The organism is Sphingomonas glaciei (assembly GCF_023380025.1).
Classification (GTDB): domain Bacteria; phylum Pseudomonadota; class Alphaproteobacteria; order Sphingomonadales; family Sphingomonadaceae; genus Sphingomicrobium; species Sphingomicrobium glaciei.
This window is the reverse complement of sequence record NZ_CP097253.1, coordinates 898466-915572: the sequence shown is the minus strand read 5'-3', so window position 1 is coordinate 915572 and position 17107 is coordinate 898466. Positions and strand designations below refer to the sequence as shown.

Sequence of the window (17107 nt, the reverse complement as noted above, 5' to 3'; positions counted from 1 at the left end):
GCTGGCGCGGGCGTGCTTCGACTTCGCTCAGCACCAACGAGGCTTTGAGTCAGCTGCGCTCGAGCAGCTCCGCCGGGTCGATCCCAAGCTGTTCCATCCGCGCGCGTACGGCGGGCCATTCCTTGCGGATAAACTGGTCGCGCTCGCTGGTGGAAAGGCGTTCGCGCGCTCCTGCCGCGACGAACATGCCGACCCCGCGGCGAACCACGATCAACCCCTCGTCCTGGAAACCCTGATAGGCCTTGGCGACAGTCAGAGGGTTGGCGCCCTGTTCGGCCGCGAACGCGCGGACCGAAGGAAGCGGATCACCATCGCTGAACTGGCCGGACAGGATCGCCTCGGCGATGATATCGCGAAGGCGGACGTAAACAGGCTTGGTATCGGTGCGAGCGCGGAGCGTCATGCTGTGGTAATACGGTGCGGCGCAAGCAATTGCAACCGTCAGAGTGGCGGCGACCAGCGGCGAACGACGGCCTGCGGATCGGGCCGGGGCCGTTCCTCGAGCGGGCGGCCGGGCGAGCCGATGAAGAAGAAACCGGCGATGCGCTCGCTCGCGGCAAGGCGGAAGGCCTCCTCGACCACAGGATCGTAGGTCGCCCAGCCGGTCAGCCAGCTTCCGACATAGCCATGGGCGTGGATCGCATGAAGCAGGTTCATCGCCGCCGCGCCGACCGACAATTCCTGTTCCCACACCGGGATCTTGTGCGGAATGACCGGGGCGGACAGCAGCACCACCAAGGCTTCGCCGTTGTGGGCGAACTCGTCCGCCTTCTGGCGGTGGGCGGCGCCGGCACCCGGGTCGTTCTGGTCCAGCGCCCGGGACAGCAGCGCGGCAAGCTCGTCACGCTGGTCGGAACCGACCACCACGAAGCGCCACGGGAACAGCTTGCCATGGTCCGGCGTGCGCATGGCGAGCGCGAGGATGGAGTCGAGTTCGGCGCTGCCGGGGCCCGGGCCGACCATGTCGCGGGGCCGTCCCGAACGGCGGCTGGCGAGATAGGCGAGGGGCGTGGAAAGATCGTTGAACATGGGGCGGGCGAGACATAGGGCGCCCGCCCGCCTGTCACAATGCGCTTGGCAACAGGGATTTGCTGCGTAAGGTGCGGCCACTTTTCAAGGGCCGGCCCGTCCGGTCCAAGCACGGGATTATTCTATGAAGCCTATGGGTTTGTGGCAGGAAAGCGATTGGATCACCGCGATCGCCGTCGTTGTTCTGGCTCTCTTCCTTGCGACCGGCGCCAAGGTCGCCATTCAGAAGGAGCCTGAATTCGCGGGTCACCCCAAGGGCCTGTACATGCTGTTCTTCGCCGAAATGTGGGAGCGTTTCTCCTACTACGGCATGCGCGCGCTGCTGATCTTCTACCTGACCAAGCACTGGCTGTTCAGCGACGGCAAGGCGACGCTGATCTACGGCGCCTACACCAGCCTCGTTTACATCACCCCGGTGCTCGGCGGCTATCTCGCCGATCGCTATCTCGGTCAGCGCAAGGCGGTCCTGTTCGGCGGCCTGCTGCTTGCCGCCGGTCACAGCCTGATGGCGGTCGAGGGTGTCGGCGGGCAGAATGATCCCACCATCAACGTGTTCTGGGCCGCGCTCGCCTTTATCATCGTCGGCTCGGGCTTCCTCAAGGCCAACATCTCGGTGATGGTGGGCCAGCTCTACAAGCTGACCGATGTCCGCCGCGACGGCGCCTACACGGTGTTCTACATGGGCATCAACGTCGGGGCCGCGATCGGCACAATCCTCGTCGGCTATCTCGGCGAGACCATCGGCTGGGGCTACGGCTTCGGACTTGCCGGTCTCGGAATGCTCCTCGGCCTGGTCGTCTTCGTGCTCGGCAAGAAGGCGCTGAACGGTGCCGGAGAAGCCCCGCGTCCGCTCAGCAGGAACGCCGAATTCACGATCTACGGTATTGGCTTCCTCGCCGTCGCGGTGTGCTGGGCGCTGGTCCAGTATCAGGACGTCATCCAGGGCCTGCTGGTCGTGGCCGGCGTCTCGCTGCTCGGTTACGTGCTGTACGAGAGCTTCAAGCTGCCCAAGGAGCCGCGCGAGCGGATGTTCGCCATCCTGTTCCTGATCAGCCTCAATCCGTTGTTCTGGGGCCTGTTCGAGCAGGCGGGCGGCTCGATGAGCCTGTTCACCGACAAGTTCGTCGATCGCGGCGGGGTTCCCGCGTCGATCTTCCAGTCGATCAACCCGATCCTCATCATGATCCTCGCGCCGATCTTCGCCGGCCTGTGGGTCTTCCTCGGCAAGCGTCGCGCCGAACCGTCGGCACCCGCCAAATTCGGCCTGGCGCTGGCGCAGATGGGCCTCGCCAACCTCGTCCTCGTGTGGGGCGCCGAGGCGTGGGGCATTGCCGTGATGACCCCGGTGATCCTTGTCTTCGCCTACTATTTCTTCGCCACCACCGCCGAGCTCTGCCTCTCGCCGGTGGGCCTCAGCGCGATGAACCGGCTGGCGCCGAAGTTCCTTGCCAGCCTGATCATGGGCGCCTGGTTCTACATGACCGCGGTGGGCAATTTCGTCGCGGGCAAGATCGGCGAGGCGACCGGCGGCCACGACGGCGACATCACCAAGCAGGGCCTGCTCGACGTCTACCAGCTGTTCGGCTGGATCGCGATAGGCGCGGGCGTCGCGGTGCTTGCGATCTCGCCGATCGTGAAGCGCTGGATGCACCTCGATACGCTGGGCCAGGACGACGACCTTGCCGGCCGTGCCGAAATGGGCGGCGATCGCGGCCAGGATGCGGGCATGTTCCCGCAGGACGAGACCATTCCCAACTCGCCGCGAAAGGCCTGACGCAGATGACCAGGGGGCTGATCGGGGCGTCGCTGGCGGCGCTGGCGCTGGCCGGCTGCGCCACCACCGGTGCGGCGGACAAGGATGATGGGGAAAGGATCCGGATCGCGTCCGATCCCTTCCCTTCGACCTACCAGCCTTATCCGGGCGCACCGATTGTCATCACCGGCGTCACCATCCTCGATGGCGAAGGCGGGCGGATCAACAACGGGCAGGTGTTCCTGGCCGATGGCAAGATCCAGGCGGTCGGGCAGACCGTCGCCGCCCCGGCCGGGGCGCAGGTGATCGACGGGGCCGGCAAGTATGTCACCCCCGGAATCATCGACGTCCACAGCCACCTTGGCGACTATCCCTCCCCCTCGGTCGAGGCGCACGAGGACGGCAACGAGGCTACCGGTCCCTCCCGGCCCGAGGTGTGGGCCGAGCATAGCGTATGGCCCAACGACCCGGGCTTCAGCCGGGCGCTGGCCAATGGCGGCGTCACCGCGCTGCAGATCCTGCCCGGTTCGGCCAACCTGTTCGGCGGCCGCTCGGTCACGCTCAAGAATGTGCCGGCGCGGACCATGCAAGGCATGAAGTTCCCGGGCGCACCCTACGGCCTCAAGATGGCCTGCGGAGAGAACCCCAAGCGGGTCTATGGCGAAAAGGGCGGACCGGCGACCCGCATGGGCAACATCGCCGTCACCCGCCAGACCTGGATCAACGCCAAGGCCTACAAGCGCAAGTGGGACAAGTATGAGGCCGAGGGCGGCGACGTCCCCGAGCAGGACCTTGCGATGGACACGCTGAAGGGCGTGCTCGAGGGCAAGATCCTCGTCCACAACCATTGCTACCGCGCCGACGAAATGGCGAACATGATCGACCTCTCCAAGGAGGCCGGATACAGGATCGGCACCTTCCACCACGCGGTGGAGAGCTACAAGATCGCCGACATTCTCGCTCGCGAAGGCATCTGCTCGGCGATGTGGGCCGACTGGTACGGCTTCAAGATGGAAGCCTATGACGCGATCCGCGAGAATATCGCCTTCGTCGACCGCGCCGGGGCCTGTGCGATCGTCCACTCGGACGACGCCAACGGTATCCAGCGCCTCAACCAGGAAGCGGCCAAGGCGATGGCGGCGGGCCGCCGTGCGGGCCTTCCGATCACCGAGGAATATGCCTGGAAGTGGCTGTCCATGAATCCGGCCAAGGCGATGGGCATCTTCGACCAGACCGGAAGCCTCAAGCCCGGAAAGAATGCCGACGTGGTCTTGTGGAACGGCAATCCGTTCAGCACCTACACCCGGCCCGAACGGGTGTGGATCGACGGGGCGCTGATGTACGACGCCAACAACCCGCGGATTCGGCCGGTCAGCGACTTCGAGCTTGGCCAGCCGGGCGAAGGAGACGTGAAGTGATCCGCCGCTCACTGCAGCTGCTGGCTGCCACCGCTGCGGTCGTGGCGCTCGCCGCTCCGGCCTCTGCGCAGACGATTGCCATCACCGGCGGCACCGTTGCCCTGGGTGACGGTTCGGCGCCGATCCAGAGCGGCACCGTGGTGATCCGCGACGGGCGGGTCGTCGCGGCCGGGCAGGGCGTTGCAGTCCCCGCCGGGGCGCAGGTGGTGAACGCCGCCGGCAAGTGGGTAACGCCCGGCATCATCGCCGGCTTCTCCCGCCTTGGCCTCGCCGACGTCGATGCGGTGGCGGGTGCCAATGACCAGAGCTCTGACGGACCGTTCAGCGCCGCGCTGGACATCGCTCCGGCGATCAACCCCAACGCCGCCCCGGTCGCGATCAATCGAGCCGAAGGCGTCACCCGCGCCATCGTCGCGCCGAGTACCGGCAAGAGCATCTTTGCCGGCCAGGGCGCGCTGATCGACACCGGTGCCGATGGGCAGCCGGTCACGCGTGGCCGCCTGTTCCAATATGTGGAGCTCGGCGAGCAGGGCGCCGAGACATCGGGCGGAAGCCGGGCCTCGGCCCACGCCCTCCTGCGCAACGCGTTGCGCGAAGCGCGGCAGGTTGCCGGCGGCACCGCCGGTGGTCGCAGCGAGAGCGGCCGGAGCAGCGAGGATCCGCGCGAGGATCCGGTCGTCGCCAACCCCAACGAAAATCGCACCTACGAGGCGCGGCGCAATCAGGACGTGCTGCTGACCCGGTTCGATGCGGTGGCACTGGTCCCGGTGGTCCAGGGCCGGCAATTGCTGCTTGTCCATGCCGAGCGGGCCTCCGACCTTCGCCAGGTGATCGCGCTCAAGCGGGAATTTCCGCGCATGCGGCTGGCGATCGTCGGCGCCGATGAAGGCTGGACCGTGGCGAGCGAACTTGCCGCCTCGGGCATCCCGGTGATCGCCTCGGCGCTGACCTCGCTTCCTAACAGTTTCGAGAGCCTCGGTTCGACCCACAGCAACATCGGCCGGATGCGCGCCGCTGGGGTCAAGGTGTCGATCGGCACCATCAATGACGACGAGCAGCGGATGGCGTTCCGGGCGCGCTGGTATGCCGGCAACCTCGTCGGCCTGTCGCGCCTGCCGGGCGCGTCCGGGCTGTCGTGGGGTGAGGCTCTTGCCGCCATCACCTCGGCCCCGGCCGAAGCGATGGGGCTTGGCGGCGACGTCGGAAGCCTCAGGCCCGGCCGGCGCGGCGACCTCGTCATCTGGTCGGGCGACCCGCTCGACCATCTGAGCGCGGCCGAAGCGGTCTATATCGACGGGGTGCAGCAGCCGCTGGAAACCCGCCAGACCAAGCTGCGCGATCGCTACCGCACCCTCGATCGCGGCGTCCTGCCCGAAGCCTACCGGCGGTGAGTGCGGTCGCGCTGACTGCTGCCTTCGGCTCAGCCTTCGTCGCGACCCACCTCCTCTTCTCCCACCCCCTCCGCCAGCCGCTGGCGAGGCGGCTGGGCGGCAAGGCGTTCCAGGGGCTCTATTCCCTAGTCGCGCTGGCGACCTTTGGCGGAATGATCTGGGCCCGGAAGGGCGCGGGGCCGGAAGACTGGCTGTGGCAGCCGCCGGCATTTGCCTGGCCGCTTTCCGCGGTCCTGACCTGGATGGCGGGCATCCTGCTGGCCGGGTCGTTCGTTCGCAATCCGGCGATGGTCACCTTCGGCCCCGGCAGCGAAGTGGTGATTGGCGAGCCGATCGGCGTGATGCGAATCACCCGCCACCCGATGATGTGGTCGTTCGCCTTGTGGGCGGTGAGTCACTTGCTGGTGCATGCCGAGCGCTCGGCGGTGGTGGTCGCCGCGACTGTGCTGGTGATGGCGCTGGTTGGAGCGGCCGGGCAGGACGTCAAGAAACGCAAGCATCTGGGGGAGGCGTGGGCCGAGTGGGTGGCGAAGACCAGCTACCTGCCGTTCGGCAAGGGCTTCGCGCTTCCCGGCTGGCCAGCCTTCCTCGGCGGCACCGCCATCTTCCTCCTCGCGACCTGGCTTCATCCATTGCCGGTAGGGGTATGGGCCTTGCGCTGACCCCGCGCTAAGGACCCGCCATGGCACGCAAGTTCTTCGGTACCGACGGAATCAGGGGTCTCACCAATGAGGCGCCGATGACGGCTGACATCGCCCTCAAGGTGGGACAGGCGGCAGGCGCGCATTTTCTTCGCGGCGACCATCGCCACCGGGTGGTGATTGGCAAGGACACGAGGCTGTCCGGCTACATGATGGAAAGCGCGTTGGTGGCGGGCTTCACCAGCGTGGGCATGGACGTGGTCCTGCTGGGGCCGATGCCGACCCCGGCGGTGGCGATGCTGACCCGCTCGATGCGGGCCGACCTCGGCGTGATGATCTCGGCCAGCCACAATCCGTTTCACGACAATGGCATCAAGCTGTTCGGCCCCGACGGCTTCAAGCTCAGCGACGAGGACGAACTGGCGATCGAGGCGCTGCTTGAGCAGGACGCGGACCTGGTCGAGGCCAATCGCATCGGCCGGGCGAAGCGAATCGAGGACGCGCGCGGGCGGTACGTCCATTTCGCCAAGTCGACGTTCCCGGATACGCTTCGGCTCGACGGGCTGAAGATCGTCATCGATTGCGCCCATGGCGCGGCCTATCACGTCGCGCCCGACGCCTTGTGGGAGCTGGGTGCCGAGGTGATCCCGCTCGGGGTTCAGCCCAACGGCACCAACATCAACGACGCCTGTGGTTCGACCCATCCCCAGCTGCTGCAGGAGACGGTGGTCGCCAGCGGGGCGGACATCGGGCTGGCGCTCGACGGCGACGCCGACCGGCTGATCGTGGTCGACGACCGCGGCAAGGTGATCGACGGCGACCAGCTGATGGCGCTGATCGCGCTCGACCAGCAACGGCAGGGCCTGCTTCGGGGCGATGGCGTGGTGGCGACGGTGATGAGCAACCTTGGCCTGGAACGACATCTGGCGGCGGAGGGGCTGACGCTCCATCGGACCAAGGTCGGCGACCGCTACGTCCTCGAGGCGATGCGGGAACGGGGCTGCAACGTCGGGGGCGAGCAGTCGGGGCACATCATCCTGACCGACCATGCGACCACCGGTGACGGCTTGGTTGCGGGGTTGCAAATCCTTGCCGCGATGGTCGGGCAGGACCGCCGGGCAAGCGATCTTCTCGCTCAGTTCGAGCCGGTCCCGCAGTTGCTCAGAAACGTCCGCTTCAAGGCTGGAGCGCCGCTGGAGGCTGAGGCAGTGCAGCAGGTGATCGCCGACGCCGAACGGCAGCTGGACGGTCGCGGGCGGCTGGTCATCCGCAAGTCGGGGACCGAACCGCTGATCCGGGTCATGGCCGAAGGCGACGATGCGGCCGAGGTCGAGACTGTCGTCGCGCGCATCTGCGCCGCGGTGGAAGAGGCGGCGGCCTGATGCTGGCGATGAAGGAGACTTGCGAGCGCTGCGGCGAGGCGCTTCCCGCGCATCTGCCCGGCGCCTTCATCTGCAGCTTCGAATGCACCTTCTGTGCGCCCTGCGCCGAGGAACTGGATGAACGGTGCCCCAATTGCCGGGGTGAACTGCTGGACCGCCCGACGCGTTCAAAGGCTGCCGCTGCCAAGGCAAAATCTTAACACCGGCGGCCGCAGGGCAGGAACCATGACAGGCAAGGCGATCCCACGAATCCTGATCATCGCCGGTTCGGACAGCGGCGGCGGTGCGGGGATCCAGGCCGACATCAAGACCGTAACTATGCTGGGCGGGCATGCGATGACCGCGATCACCGCGATCACTGCACAGAACAGCCTTGGAGTCGATGCGGTCCACAACGTGCCGGCCGAGATCGTCCTCGCGCAGATCGATTCGGTTGTTAGCGACTTCGGCGTGGACGCGATCAAGATCGGGATGATCGGATCGGCCTTTACTGCTCGAATGGTGGCCGAGCGGCTGGCAGCGATGGAGCCGCGGGTGCCGCTGGTGTTCGATCCCGTCATGGTCGCGACTAGTGGCGCCGCGCTGGCCGACGAGGCCACCATTGCAGCCTTCGGTGCGCTGATGGACCTGGCAACGGTGACCACGCCCAACCTGCCTGAACTAACCCGCTTGACGGGCAAGGACGATCCGGTCGACGGCGCGCTAGGACTCGTTTCCAAGCATCGCTGTGCGGTGCTGGTGAAGGGCGGGCATGATGAAGGTGAGGCGGTGGCCGATGCGCTGATCGAGGAGGATAACCTTACCAGCTGGCAGGGCACCCGGATCGAGACCGAGCATAGCCATGGCACTGGCTGCACGCTGGCCAGCGCCATCGCCTTCGGGCTGGGCGAGGGCCGGCGGCTGGCCGATGCGGTGGCGCAGGCGCGCAACTTCGTCCGTATCGCGCTGCTCGAGGCGCCGGGGCTGGGGCAGGGACACGGCCCGATGGGGCAGGGCAAGGTTCGGCTCGACGTCGGCGGCAGCCCGCGGCTCAACCAGGTGACGGTCACCGGCAAGGATTACGCCAAGCAGGTCGACTTCTACACCAAGATCGGCCTGCACCAGATCGTCGATAGTCCCGAGAATGGCTACGCCCGGTTCGAGGCGTGGGGCGGCACCACCTTCTCGGTCCAGATCGATCCCGAAGAGGAGACCGCCCCCACCACCGCGGTCTATTTCGAGTGCGACGACCTCGACAGCCGGGTCGAGGCGTTGGCCCGCTCGGGCCTCGTGTTCGAGCATGGCCCGCGCGACCAGCCGTGGCTGTGGCGCGAAGCCCGGCTACGCGATCCGGCCGGCAACATCGTCTTCCTCTACCGGGCGGGCGAATCCCGTCGCTTTCCCCCGTGGCGGATGGCCGAGGGGTAAGCTAACACCGGGGCCATGCAGCCAAGCGATACCGAGATCGAGGTTCCTTTCGACGCGGCCCTGTCCGAACGCTACCTCGTCTATGCCCTGTCGACGATCACCGCCCGTTCGCTTCCGGACGTCCGCGATGGCCTGAAGCCGGTCCACCGCCGCCTGCTGTGGGCGATGCGCCTGCTCCGGCTCGATCCCGGCGGTGCCTACAAGAAGTCCGCCCGCGTGGTCGGCGACGTGATCGGCAAATACCACCCACACGGCGACCAGTCGGTCTATGATGCGATGGTCCGTTTGGCGCAGAGCTTTGCGCTTCGCTATCCGCTGGTCGACGGGCAGGGCAATTTCGGCAACATCGACGGCGATAATGCCGCGGCCTATCGTTACACCGAAGCCAAGCTGACCAAGATCGCGGCCCAGCTGATGCAGGGCCTCGACGAGGGGACGGTCGCCTTCCGAGCCACGTACAACGGCGAGGAAGAGGAGCCGGAGGTGTTCCCCGGCCTGTTCCCCAACCTGCTCGCCAATGGCGCGAGCGGGATCGCGGTGGGCATGGCGACCAGCATCCCGCCGCACAATGTCAGCGAGCTGATCGATGCGGCGATGCACCTGATCGACAATCCGGCGGCCGAGACGCGCGACCTGATGGATTTCGTGTCCGGCCCCGATTTTCCGACCGGCGGACTGGTGGTCGATGCGCGGGAGACGATCTTGGCCGCCTACGAGAGTGGCCGCGGAAGTTTCCGCCTGCGAGCCCGCGCCGCGCAGGAGAAGGAGAAGGGCGGGGGATGGGACTTGGTCGTCACCGAAATCCCCTACGGAGTGCAAAAGGCCAAGCTGATTGAGCAGATCGCTGACCTCATTTCCAACAAGAAGCTGCCGATCCTCGCCGACGTGCGCGACGAGAGCGCCGAGGACCTGCGGATCGTGCTCGAGCCGCGCAGCCGGACGGTCGATCCAGCGCTGCTGCTGGAAAGCCTGTACCGGCTGACCGACCTCGAGATCCGCTTCCCGCTGAACCTCAACGTGCTCGACCAGCACCGCACGCCGGGTGTGATGGGGCTCAAGAGCTGCCTGACCGCCTGGCTGTCGTTCCAGATCGAGGTCTTGCTCAACCGGTCGCGGACCCGGGTCGGCAAGATCGAGGACCGGCTGGAGCTGCTCGACGGCTTCCTGATCGCCTATCTCAATCTCGATCGGGTGATCGAGATCATTCGAACCGAGGACGAGCCCAAGGTCGTGATGATGGCTGAGTTCGGGCTGTCCGACCGGCAGGCCGAGGCGATCCTCAACATGCGGCTGCGCAGCCTGCGCCGGCTCGAGGAAATGGAGATCGCCAAGGAGCGCACCGCGCTGGCCAAGGAGCGCGAGGACCTGCTCGGGCTGATCGAAAGCCCGCGGCGGCAGCGCAACCGGCTCAAGAAGGACCTCGAAGGGGTCAAGACCAAGTTCGGCGACGCGCGCCGGACCACCATCGAGGAGAAGCCGCTAGCGGCGCGGGCCGAGATCGACTGGTCGGCGATGATCGAAAAGGAGCCGATCACCGTCATCTTGTCCGCGCGCGGCTGGATCCGGGCGATGAAGGGGCATCTGGCGCCCGAGGAATTCGCGACCCTCAAGTTCCGCGAAGGCGACGAATTGTGGGGCCGGCCGCTGCATGCCCAGACCACCGACAAGATCCTGATTGCGGGCGAAAATGGCCGGGTCTATACGCTCGGAGGGGACAAGCTGCCGGGCGGACGCGGCCTTGGCGAACCGGTCCGGCTGTCGCTCGACCTGCAGGCCGAGGTCGAGATTGCGGCGATGCTGGTGGTCAGGCCCAGCGCGCGCCTGATGGCGGCGAGCAGCGATGGCCGCGGTTTCCTGACAAGCGGCGAGGCGGTGCTGGCCGAAACCCGCAAGGGCAAACAACTGATGAACCTGCGCCCCGGCGCCAAGTTGCAGGTGCTGCGCCTGGTACCCGAGGGTGCCGAGGCCGTGGCGGTGGTCGGCGACGACCGCAAGCTGCTGGTCTTCAACCTGTCCGAACTGCCCGAGATGGGCCGCGGATCGGGTGTGCAGCTGCAACGTTACCGCGACGGCGGCCTCGCCGACATTGCGCTGCTCAAGGCCGGCGAAGGCCTCAGCTGGAGCATGGGCGGGGACAGTGGGCGGACCCGGACTGAAGGCGATCTGACGCAATGGAAGGCGATCCGGGGCGCGAGCGGACGGATGGCGCCACTCGGCTTTCCGCGCAGCAACCGCTTCCAGGATGATTGATTGGCGTTAAACTCGCTCTTCGACTCGGAGTCGAAATGGGGAGATAATCGATGCGCCGACTGCTTCTTGCCGCTACCGCGGCCGCCACATTCGTGACTGGAGCCGCCGTGGCACAGACAAACCTGCCGCTGATCCCCCGCGACGTCCTGTTCGGCAACCCCGAAAAGGCGAACGCCCGTATCTCACCCGACGGCAAGTGGTTGAGCTGGACCGCGCCGGTCGATGGGGTGATGAACATCTGGGTCGCGCCCGCGTCCAACCCCGCCGCCGCCAAGGCGGTCACGGCCGAGAAGACCCGCCCGATCCGCAGCTATTTCTGGGCGCCGGACAGCTCTTCGGTGCTGTTCGTCAACGACAAGGGCGGCGACGAGGACTTCCTGCTGTACGCCGCCAGCCCGACCGGCGGCGACGCGAAACTGCTGACCCCGTTCACCAAGACCACCGTCCAGGTGATGAGCATTTCGCCGACCATCCGCGACCGGATACTGATCGGCCTCAACAATCGCGACCCCAAGTGGCACGACGTCCACAGCCTTGACCTAAAGACCGGCAAGACCACGCCGGTATTGATGAACGAAGGTGAGTTCGCCGGTTTTGTCGCCGATGCGAACCTCAACGTCCGCATGGCGAGCAAGCCGCGCAAGGACGGCGGCACCGATTTCTTTCGGATCGAGAACAACAAGGCGGCGGCGACCCCGTTCGCGAGCGTCGGTCTGGAAGATGCGCAAACCACATCGCCGGCCGGGTTCACCGCCGATGGCAAGACGCTCTACTGGGTCGACAGCCGCGGCCGCGACACGGCGGCGCTGGTCGCGCAGGACGTCGCCAGCGGCAAGACCCGGGTGGTCGCGCAGGATGCACGGGCCGACATCGGCGGCGGCATCGCCAACCCGCGCACCGGCGAGCTCGAAGGTTATTCGGTCAATTACCTGCGCAACGACTGGAAGCCGGTCGGCAATGCCATCGCCGGCGACCTCGCCTTCCTCAAGACGCAGCTGAAGGGCGACTTCGGCATTTCGTCGCGGACCACCGACGACCGGCTATGGGTGGTCGGAGCCGCCGATGCCGACCGGCCAAGTTCGACCTATCTCTACGATCGCCAGGCCAAGAAGCTGACCAAGCTGTTCGACAGCCGCCCGGCGCTGGCCGGCCTGCCGCTCAGCCCGATGCAGACGCTGGAGATCAAGAGCCGCGATGGCCTCACCCTGCCGAGCTACCTGACCCTGCCGCCGGGAAGCGACAGCAATGGCGACGGCAGGCCCGACAAGGCAGTGCCGATGGTGTTGCTGGTCCATGGCGGGCCATGGGGACGCGATGGCTATGGCTTTAACGGCTACCACCAGTGGCTGGCCAATCGCGGCTATGCGGTGATGAGCGTCAATTTCCGCGCTTCGACCGGATTCGGGAAGAAATTCCTGGCGGCCGGCAACGGCACGTGGGGCCGCGAGATGCAAAACGATCTGCTCGACGCGGTCAACTGGGCGGTGAAGAACGGGATCACCACCGACGACAAGGTAGCGATCATGGGCGGCAGTTACGGTGGCTATGCGACGCTTGCCGGAATGGCCTTCACCCCGACCGAGTTCGCCTGCGGTGTCGCGATCGTCGCGCCGTCCAACCTTAACACGCTGCTCGCGTCGATCCCGGCCTATTGGGAAGCCGGGCGTGCCCAGCTGTACGGACGGATGGCCGACCCGAACACTGAGGCCGGCAAGGCCTGGCTGAAGGAGCGCTCGCCACTGTTCTCGGCCGACAAGATCCAGCGCCCGCTGCTGATCGGGCAGGGCGCCAACGATCCGCGGGTCAAGCAGGCCGAGGCCGACCAGATCGTCGAGGCCATGCGCAGCCGCGACATCCCCGTGACCTATGTCCTGTTCCCCGACGAGGGCCATGGCTTTGCCCGTCCGGTCAACAACATCGCATTCAATGCGGTGACCGAGAACTTCCTGTCGAAGTGCCTCGGTGGTCGGGCGGAGCCGATTGGCGACACGCTCGCCATGTCGACCGCCAAGGTCCCGCACGGTGCCGAATTCGCCCCGGGCCTGAAGGAAGCGATGGGCGGCAAATAGTCCGCTTGCCTCGTATGCTCAACGAAGCCGGGGCCAGCGCCCCGGCTTCGCCTAGCGTGGGAAGGATCGTGACCTTTCGCGGCCATTGACCCTTCCAGCGCTCGACATCTGCGCCCCCATTTTCCATGGAGGGGGCATGGCGAGACTTGGAAGTTGGGCGAGTATTGTAGGCCCGTTGCTGGGGTGGGCGTTGATCGTCGCCGGCGTGTCGATCAGCATTCCGCCGCTCGTCACTGGCGCAGTGCTGATCGGGGTCGTGATCGCCGCGGTGCATCATGCTGAGTTGGTTGCGCACCGGGTGGGCGAGCCGTTCGGCACCCTGATCCTGGCGGTCGCGGTGACGATCATCGAGGTCGGGCTGATCCTGTCGCTGATGCTCGCCAACCGTGACGCGGCTTCGACCCTCGCCCGCGACACGGTGTTTGCGGCGGCGATGATCATCATGAACCTGCTGCTCGGCCTGTGCCTGATCGCGGCGTCGCGGCACCAGAAGGAAGTGCGGTTCACCCGCACCGGCGCAACCGCGGCGCTGAGCACGCTGGCGACACTGATGGTGCTGACCTTGGTGCTTCCGAACTTCACCACCAGCGTAGCGGGACCGGTCTACAGCAACACCCAGCTGGCGTTCGTCGCAGCCTTTTCGCTGATCCTCTATCTGGTGTTCGTGTTTGTCCAGACCGTCGGCAACCGTGACTATTTCCTGCCTCGGGGCGATCTCCAGAAGTCTCCTGAAGCGCATGCGGAGCGGCCCGACCTTAGGACCACCTGGATCTCCTTCGGCATACTGTTGATCAGCCTGGGCGCGGTAATCCTGCTCGCCAAGTCGCTGTCCAAGCCGCTCGAACAAGCGGTGACCTCCGCCGGCCTGCCACTAACCCTGGTCGGTATTGCCATTGCTGCGATCGTTCTTCTCCCCGAAGGCGTGGCCGCGGTCCGCGCGGCGCGGTCCAACCGCCTGCAGACCAGCCTGAACCTGGCGCTGGGATCGGCGCTGGCGACGATCGGGCTGACCATTCCGGCGGTGACAGTCGCTTCCTTCGCGCTCGGGCTGCCGCTGGCGCTCGGGCTCGACAACAAGAGCGTGACCCTGCTGGCGCTGACGCTGTTCATCGGCAGCCTGTCGCTGGCGCGGGGGCGGACGACGCTGCTGCACGGGTCGGTGCACCTGGCCATCTTCGCGGCCTATCTACTAACCACCATCATTCCCTGACAGGCCCCATGGACCATCCTTCGCTTGCCACCGTCGTCGCCTCGCTGTCGGGCGACCCGCTGACCCTCGAGGCGCCGCCGAGCTGGAGCCAGGGGCGGACGCTCTATGGCGGCATGACGGCAGCCTTGGGCTGGGCGGCAGCGGCGCACACCGTTCCCGACCTGCCGCCCCTTCGGTCGGTCCAGGCGGCGTTCGTCGGACCTGCGGCCGGCCGGCTGACCCTGCAGCCGACTGTCCTGCGCCGCGGCAAGTCGGCGACCACCGTCGGTGTCGACGTCCACGGCGAAGCGGGACTTGCCGCCCGGCTGACCTTTTTTTGCGGCGCGGCCCGGCCGTCTAAGGTAATGCACGAGCGGGCGATCGCTCCCGCCGCTCCGGCCCCTGACGACCTGCCGGCGGTGCTGAAGGCAGGGCAGGGGCCGACTTTCGCCACCAATTACGACATCCGCCACGTGTCGGGCGGATTGCCCTTCAGCGGCGGTGAGCCCGAATTCGTGATGTGGGCGCGGATGCGCGATGCCGACGGGGCCGATCCCCTGGTCTCGCTGATCGCGCTGGCCGACGTGCTTCCGCCGGCCTCGATGCCGGCATTCCCGGAATTCGGCGTGATCAGCAGCCTGTCGTGGAATTTCGACCTCGACCGGCTGCCCGACGACGCCGCGGCCTGGTACCTGTGCCATGCCACGTCGCAGAGCACCGCCGACGGCTATTCGCGCCAGGCGATGTCGGTGTGGGACGCGGCGGGCCGCCGGGTGCTGGCCGGAAGCCAGACCGTCGCGATCTTCGTCTAGGCCGGAGCTTCGTTGCGCCGCGCGCGGGCGGCTTCTATGGCGTGGCGAACCGACCTCCAGATGAAAGCGTACGCCCATGGCTCGCCGCCGGCAGATCTACGAAGGCAAGGCCAAGATCCTCTATGAGGGTCCCGAGCCCGGCACGCTGATCCAGTATTTCAAGGACGACGCCACCGCCTTCAACGCGCAGAAGCGTGGCACGATCAGCGGCAAGGGTGTGATCAACAACCGGATTTCCGAGCATATCTTCACCTCACTCGCGACGATCGGCGTCCCGACGCATTTCATCCGCCGCCTCAACATGCGCGAGCAGCTGATCCGGCAGGTCGAGATCGTGCCGATCGAGGTCGTCGTCCGCAACGTCGCGGCGGGTTCGCTGTCCAAGCGCCTCGGAATCGAGGAAGGCACGCAGCTGCCGCGCACGATCATCGAATATTACCTCAAGGACGATGCGCTGGGCGACCCTCTTGTCACCGACGAGCACATCGCCTGCTTCGGCTGGGCCAGCCAGGAGGAGATGAACGACATCGCCGACATGGCGATCCGGGTGAACGATTTCATGGCCGGGCTGTTCGCGGCGATCGGCATCCGGTTGGTCGACTTCAAGCTGGAGTTCGGACGGGTGTGGGAGAACGACTTCGCGCGCATCATCCTGGCCGACGAGATCAGTCCGGACGGGTGCCGCCTGTGGGACATGCGCTCGGGCGAGAAGCTCGACAAAGACCGCTTTCGGCAGGGTCTTGGCGGCGAAGCCGAGGCCTATCAGGAAGTCGCGCGCCGGCTTGGCCTGCTTGAAGGGCAGGAAGGCGAGAACAGTGTCTTGGACTTCGACAGTCATCGCAAGAAACGCGGCAAGTAACATCTGTGTGACTGGAGAAGCGAAACCCAGATTAAGCGTCGCCAGTCAGTAAGATGAACCATTGTTCATCAACATGGCAGCGGCAAGGTATTTGCCTTGCCCGCACATGAACGGCGCAACTTCTTCTCCCGATCATCTTTCATTCTCGCACACGGCACCACATCTGGCCGTGAGCAGCGAGTTGCTTTGGGCTGCTCCAATGAAAAGATCGGGAGAATATCTGTGAAAAAGTTTGTTGCGCTGACCGCCGTCGCCACAGTCGCCCTTGCCGCCACCCCGGCGCTTGCGCAGGCGCCGCAGGGTCCGCGCGTCGAGGCGCTGGTGGGCTATGATGCCCTGCGTCTCGATATCTCGGACGCCGTCGCGAATGGCAAGTTCAAGGACGAGGGCGTGCTTTACGGCCTTGGTGTCGGCTACGACGTAGCACTGGGCAATGGCGTGTCCCTGGGCGCCGATCTCGAGGCCTCGGACTCGACCGCCAAGAAGAATACGTTTGCCGGCAAGATCAGCGCCGGTCGTGACCTCTACGCCGGTGGCCGAGTCAGCTTCCCGCTGGGTGCGGACGGCAGCAACGTCTATCTGAAGGGCGGCTACACCAACGCCCGCTTCACACTGGCCGAGACCGTCACGCGCCTCACCCCGGTGCCCACTTACACCACCTACACCGACAATGTGGACGGTTACCGTCTGGGTGCCGGCGCGCAGTTCGCGCTCACCGGCAAGTCGTACGTGGGCGGCGAGTATCGCTACAGCAACTATGAGGGCGATCTCGTGCGCCATCAGGTCGCCGCGACGGTCGGTACCCGCTTCTAAACGACCGACCCTTCTCAAGGGTCTCGAACGAGGGGCGTCCGGCTGGTCCGGGCGCCCCTTTTTTTGCGGATTGGCGATCATCTGCTATGGTTTC

At 66.3% G+C, this 17107-nt stretch carries 15 protein-coding genes; 13 read left to right on the top strand and 2 right to left on the bottom strand.

The features are described from left to right. Window positions 1-49: 49 nt before the first annotated feature. Both M1K48_RS04385 and M1K48_RS04380 read right to left on the bottom strand, forming a co-directional pair. A complete protein-coding gene (locus M1K48_RS04385) occupies window positions 50-403 on the bottom strand; it encodes a GntR family transcriptional regulator (protein ID WP_249504650.1) in 354 nt (117 codons plus the stop codon). 38 nt (window positions 404-441) lie between these two features. Next, window positions 442-1029 (bottom strand): nitroreductase family protein, encoded by a 588-nt coding sequence (locus tag M1K48_RS04380; RefSeq protein WP_249504649.1) that lies wholly within the window; start codon window positions 1027-1029, stop codon window positions 442-444. Window positions 1030-1153: 124 nt separating this feature from the next. Here M1K48_RS04380 and M1K48_RS04375 point away from each other — a divergent pair, with 124 nt between their 5' ends. The 13 genes from M1K48_RS04375 to M1K48_RS04315 all read left to right on the top strand — a co-directional run bounded on the left by M1K48_RS04375 (window position 1154) and on the right by M1K48_RS04315 (window position 17013). Next, complete coding sequence (locus tag M1K48_RS04375; protein WP_249504648.1) at window positions 1154-2803, top strand: peptide MFS transporter; 1650 nt, start codon at window positions 1154-1156, stop codon at window positions 2801-2803. A 5-nt stretch (window positions 2804-2808) separates the two neighbouring features. Beyond that, window positions 2809-4200 carry an amidohydrolase gene (locus tag M1K48_RS04370; RefSeq protein ID WP_249504647.1) on the top strand — a complete coding sequence of 464 codons (1392 nt, stop codon included), beginning with the start codon at window positions 2809-2811 and terminating at the stop codon, window positions 4198-4200. After that, window positions 4197-5591 (top strand): amidohydrolase family protein, encoded by a 1395-nt coding sequence (locus M1K48_RS04365; RefSeq protein ID WP_249504646.1) that lies wholly within the window; start codon window positions 4197-4199, stop codon window positions 5589-5591. The genes M1K48_RS04370 and M1K48_RS04365 overlap by 4 nt, the downstream gene beginning before the upstream one ends. Further along, the gene (locus M1K48_RS04360; RefSeq protein WP_249504645.1) at window positions 5588-6253 is read left to right on the top strand and encodes an NnrU family protein; all 666 of its coding nucleotides are present in this window, start codon (window positions 5588-5590) and stop codon (window positions 6251-6253) included. Before M1K48_RS04365 ends, M1K48_RS04360 begins: the two co-directional genes overlap by 4 nt. A gap of 20 nt (window positions 6254-6273) precedes the next feature. Beyond that, window positions 6274-7614: a phosphoglucosamine mutase gene (glmM, locus tag M1K48_RS04355; protein WP_249504644.1), complete on the top strand. Its 1341-nt coding sequence runs from the start codon at window positions 6274-6276 to the stop codon at window positions 7612-7614. Continuing rightward, complete coding sequence (locus M1K48_RS04350) at window positions 7614-7814, top strand: DUF1272 domain-containing protein (RefSeq protein ID WP_249504643.1); 201 nt, start codon at window positions 7614-7616, stop codon at window positions 7812-7814. Before glmM ends, M1K48_RS04350 begins: the two co-directional genes overlap by 1 nt. Window positions 7815-7839: 25 nt before the next feature. After that, window positions 7840-9021, top strand: coding sequence for a bifunctional hydroxymethylpyrimidine kinase/phosphomethylpyrimidine kinase (gene thiD / locus M1K48_RS04345; RefSeq protein WP_249504642.1), 1182 nt, complete (start codon window positions 7840-7842; stop codon window positions 9019-9021). A 15-nt stretch (window positions 9022-9036) separates the two neighbouring features. Beyond that, entirely contained in the window at window positions 9037-11271 is a 2235-nt protein-coding gene (gene parC / locus M1K48_RS04340; protein ID WP_249504641.1) for a DNA topoisomerase IV subunit A, read from the top strand. Between the two features lie 107 nt (window positions 11272-11378). Next, entirely contained in the window at window positions 11379-13340 is a 1962-nt protein-coding gene (locus M1K48_RS04335) for a S9 family peptidase (RefSeq protein WP_319941199.1), read from the top strand. A 136-nt stretch (window positions 13341-13476) separates the two neighbouring features. Continuing rightward, window positions 13477-14550 carry a calcium:proton antiporter gene (locus M1K48_RS04330; RefSeq protein ID WP_249504639.1) on the top strand — a complete coding sequence of 358 codons (1074 nt, stop codon included), beginning with the start codon at window positions 13477-13479 and terminating at the stop codon, window positions 14548-14550. An 8-nt stretch (window positions 14551-14558) separates the two neighbouring features. Continuing rightward, the gene (locus tag M1K48_RS04325) at window positions 14559-15341 is read left to right on the top strand and encodes an acyl-CoA thioesterase (protein ID WP_249504638.1); all 783 of its coding nucleotides are present in this window, start codon (window positions 14559-14561) and stop codon (window positions 15339-15341) included. A gap of 76 nt (window positions 15342-15417) precedes the next feature. Further along, window positions 15418-16200: a phosphoribosylaminoimidazolesuccinocarboxamide synthase gene (gene purC, locus M1K48_RS04320; protein WP_249504637.1), complete on the top strand. Its 783-nt coding sequence runs from the start codon at window positions 15418-15420 to the stop codon at window positions 16198-16200. 222 nt (window positions 16201-16422) lie between these two features. After that, the gene (locus M1K48_RS04315; RefSeq protein WP_249504636.1) at window positions 16423-17013 is read left to right on the top strand and encodes an outer membrane protein; all 591 of its coding nucleotides are present in this window, start codon (window positions 16423-16425) and stop codon (window positions 17011-17013) included. Window positions 17014-17107 lie beyond the last annotated feature (94 nt).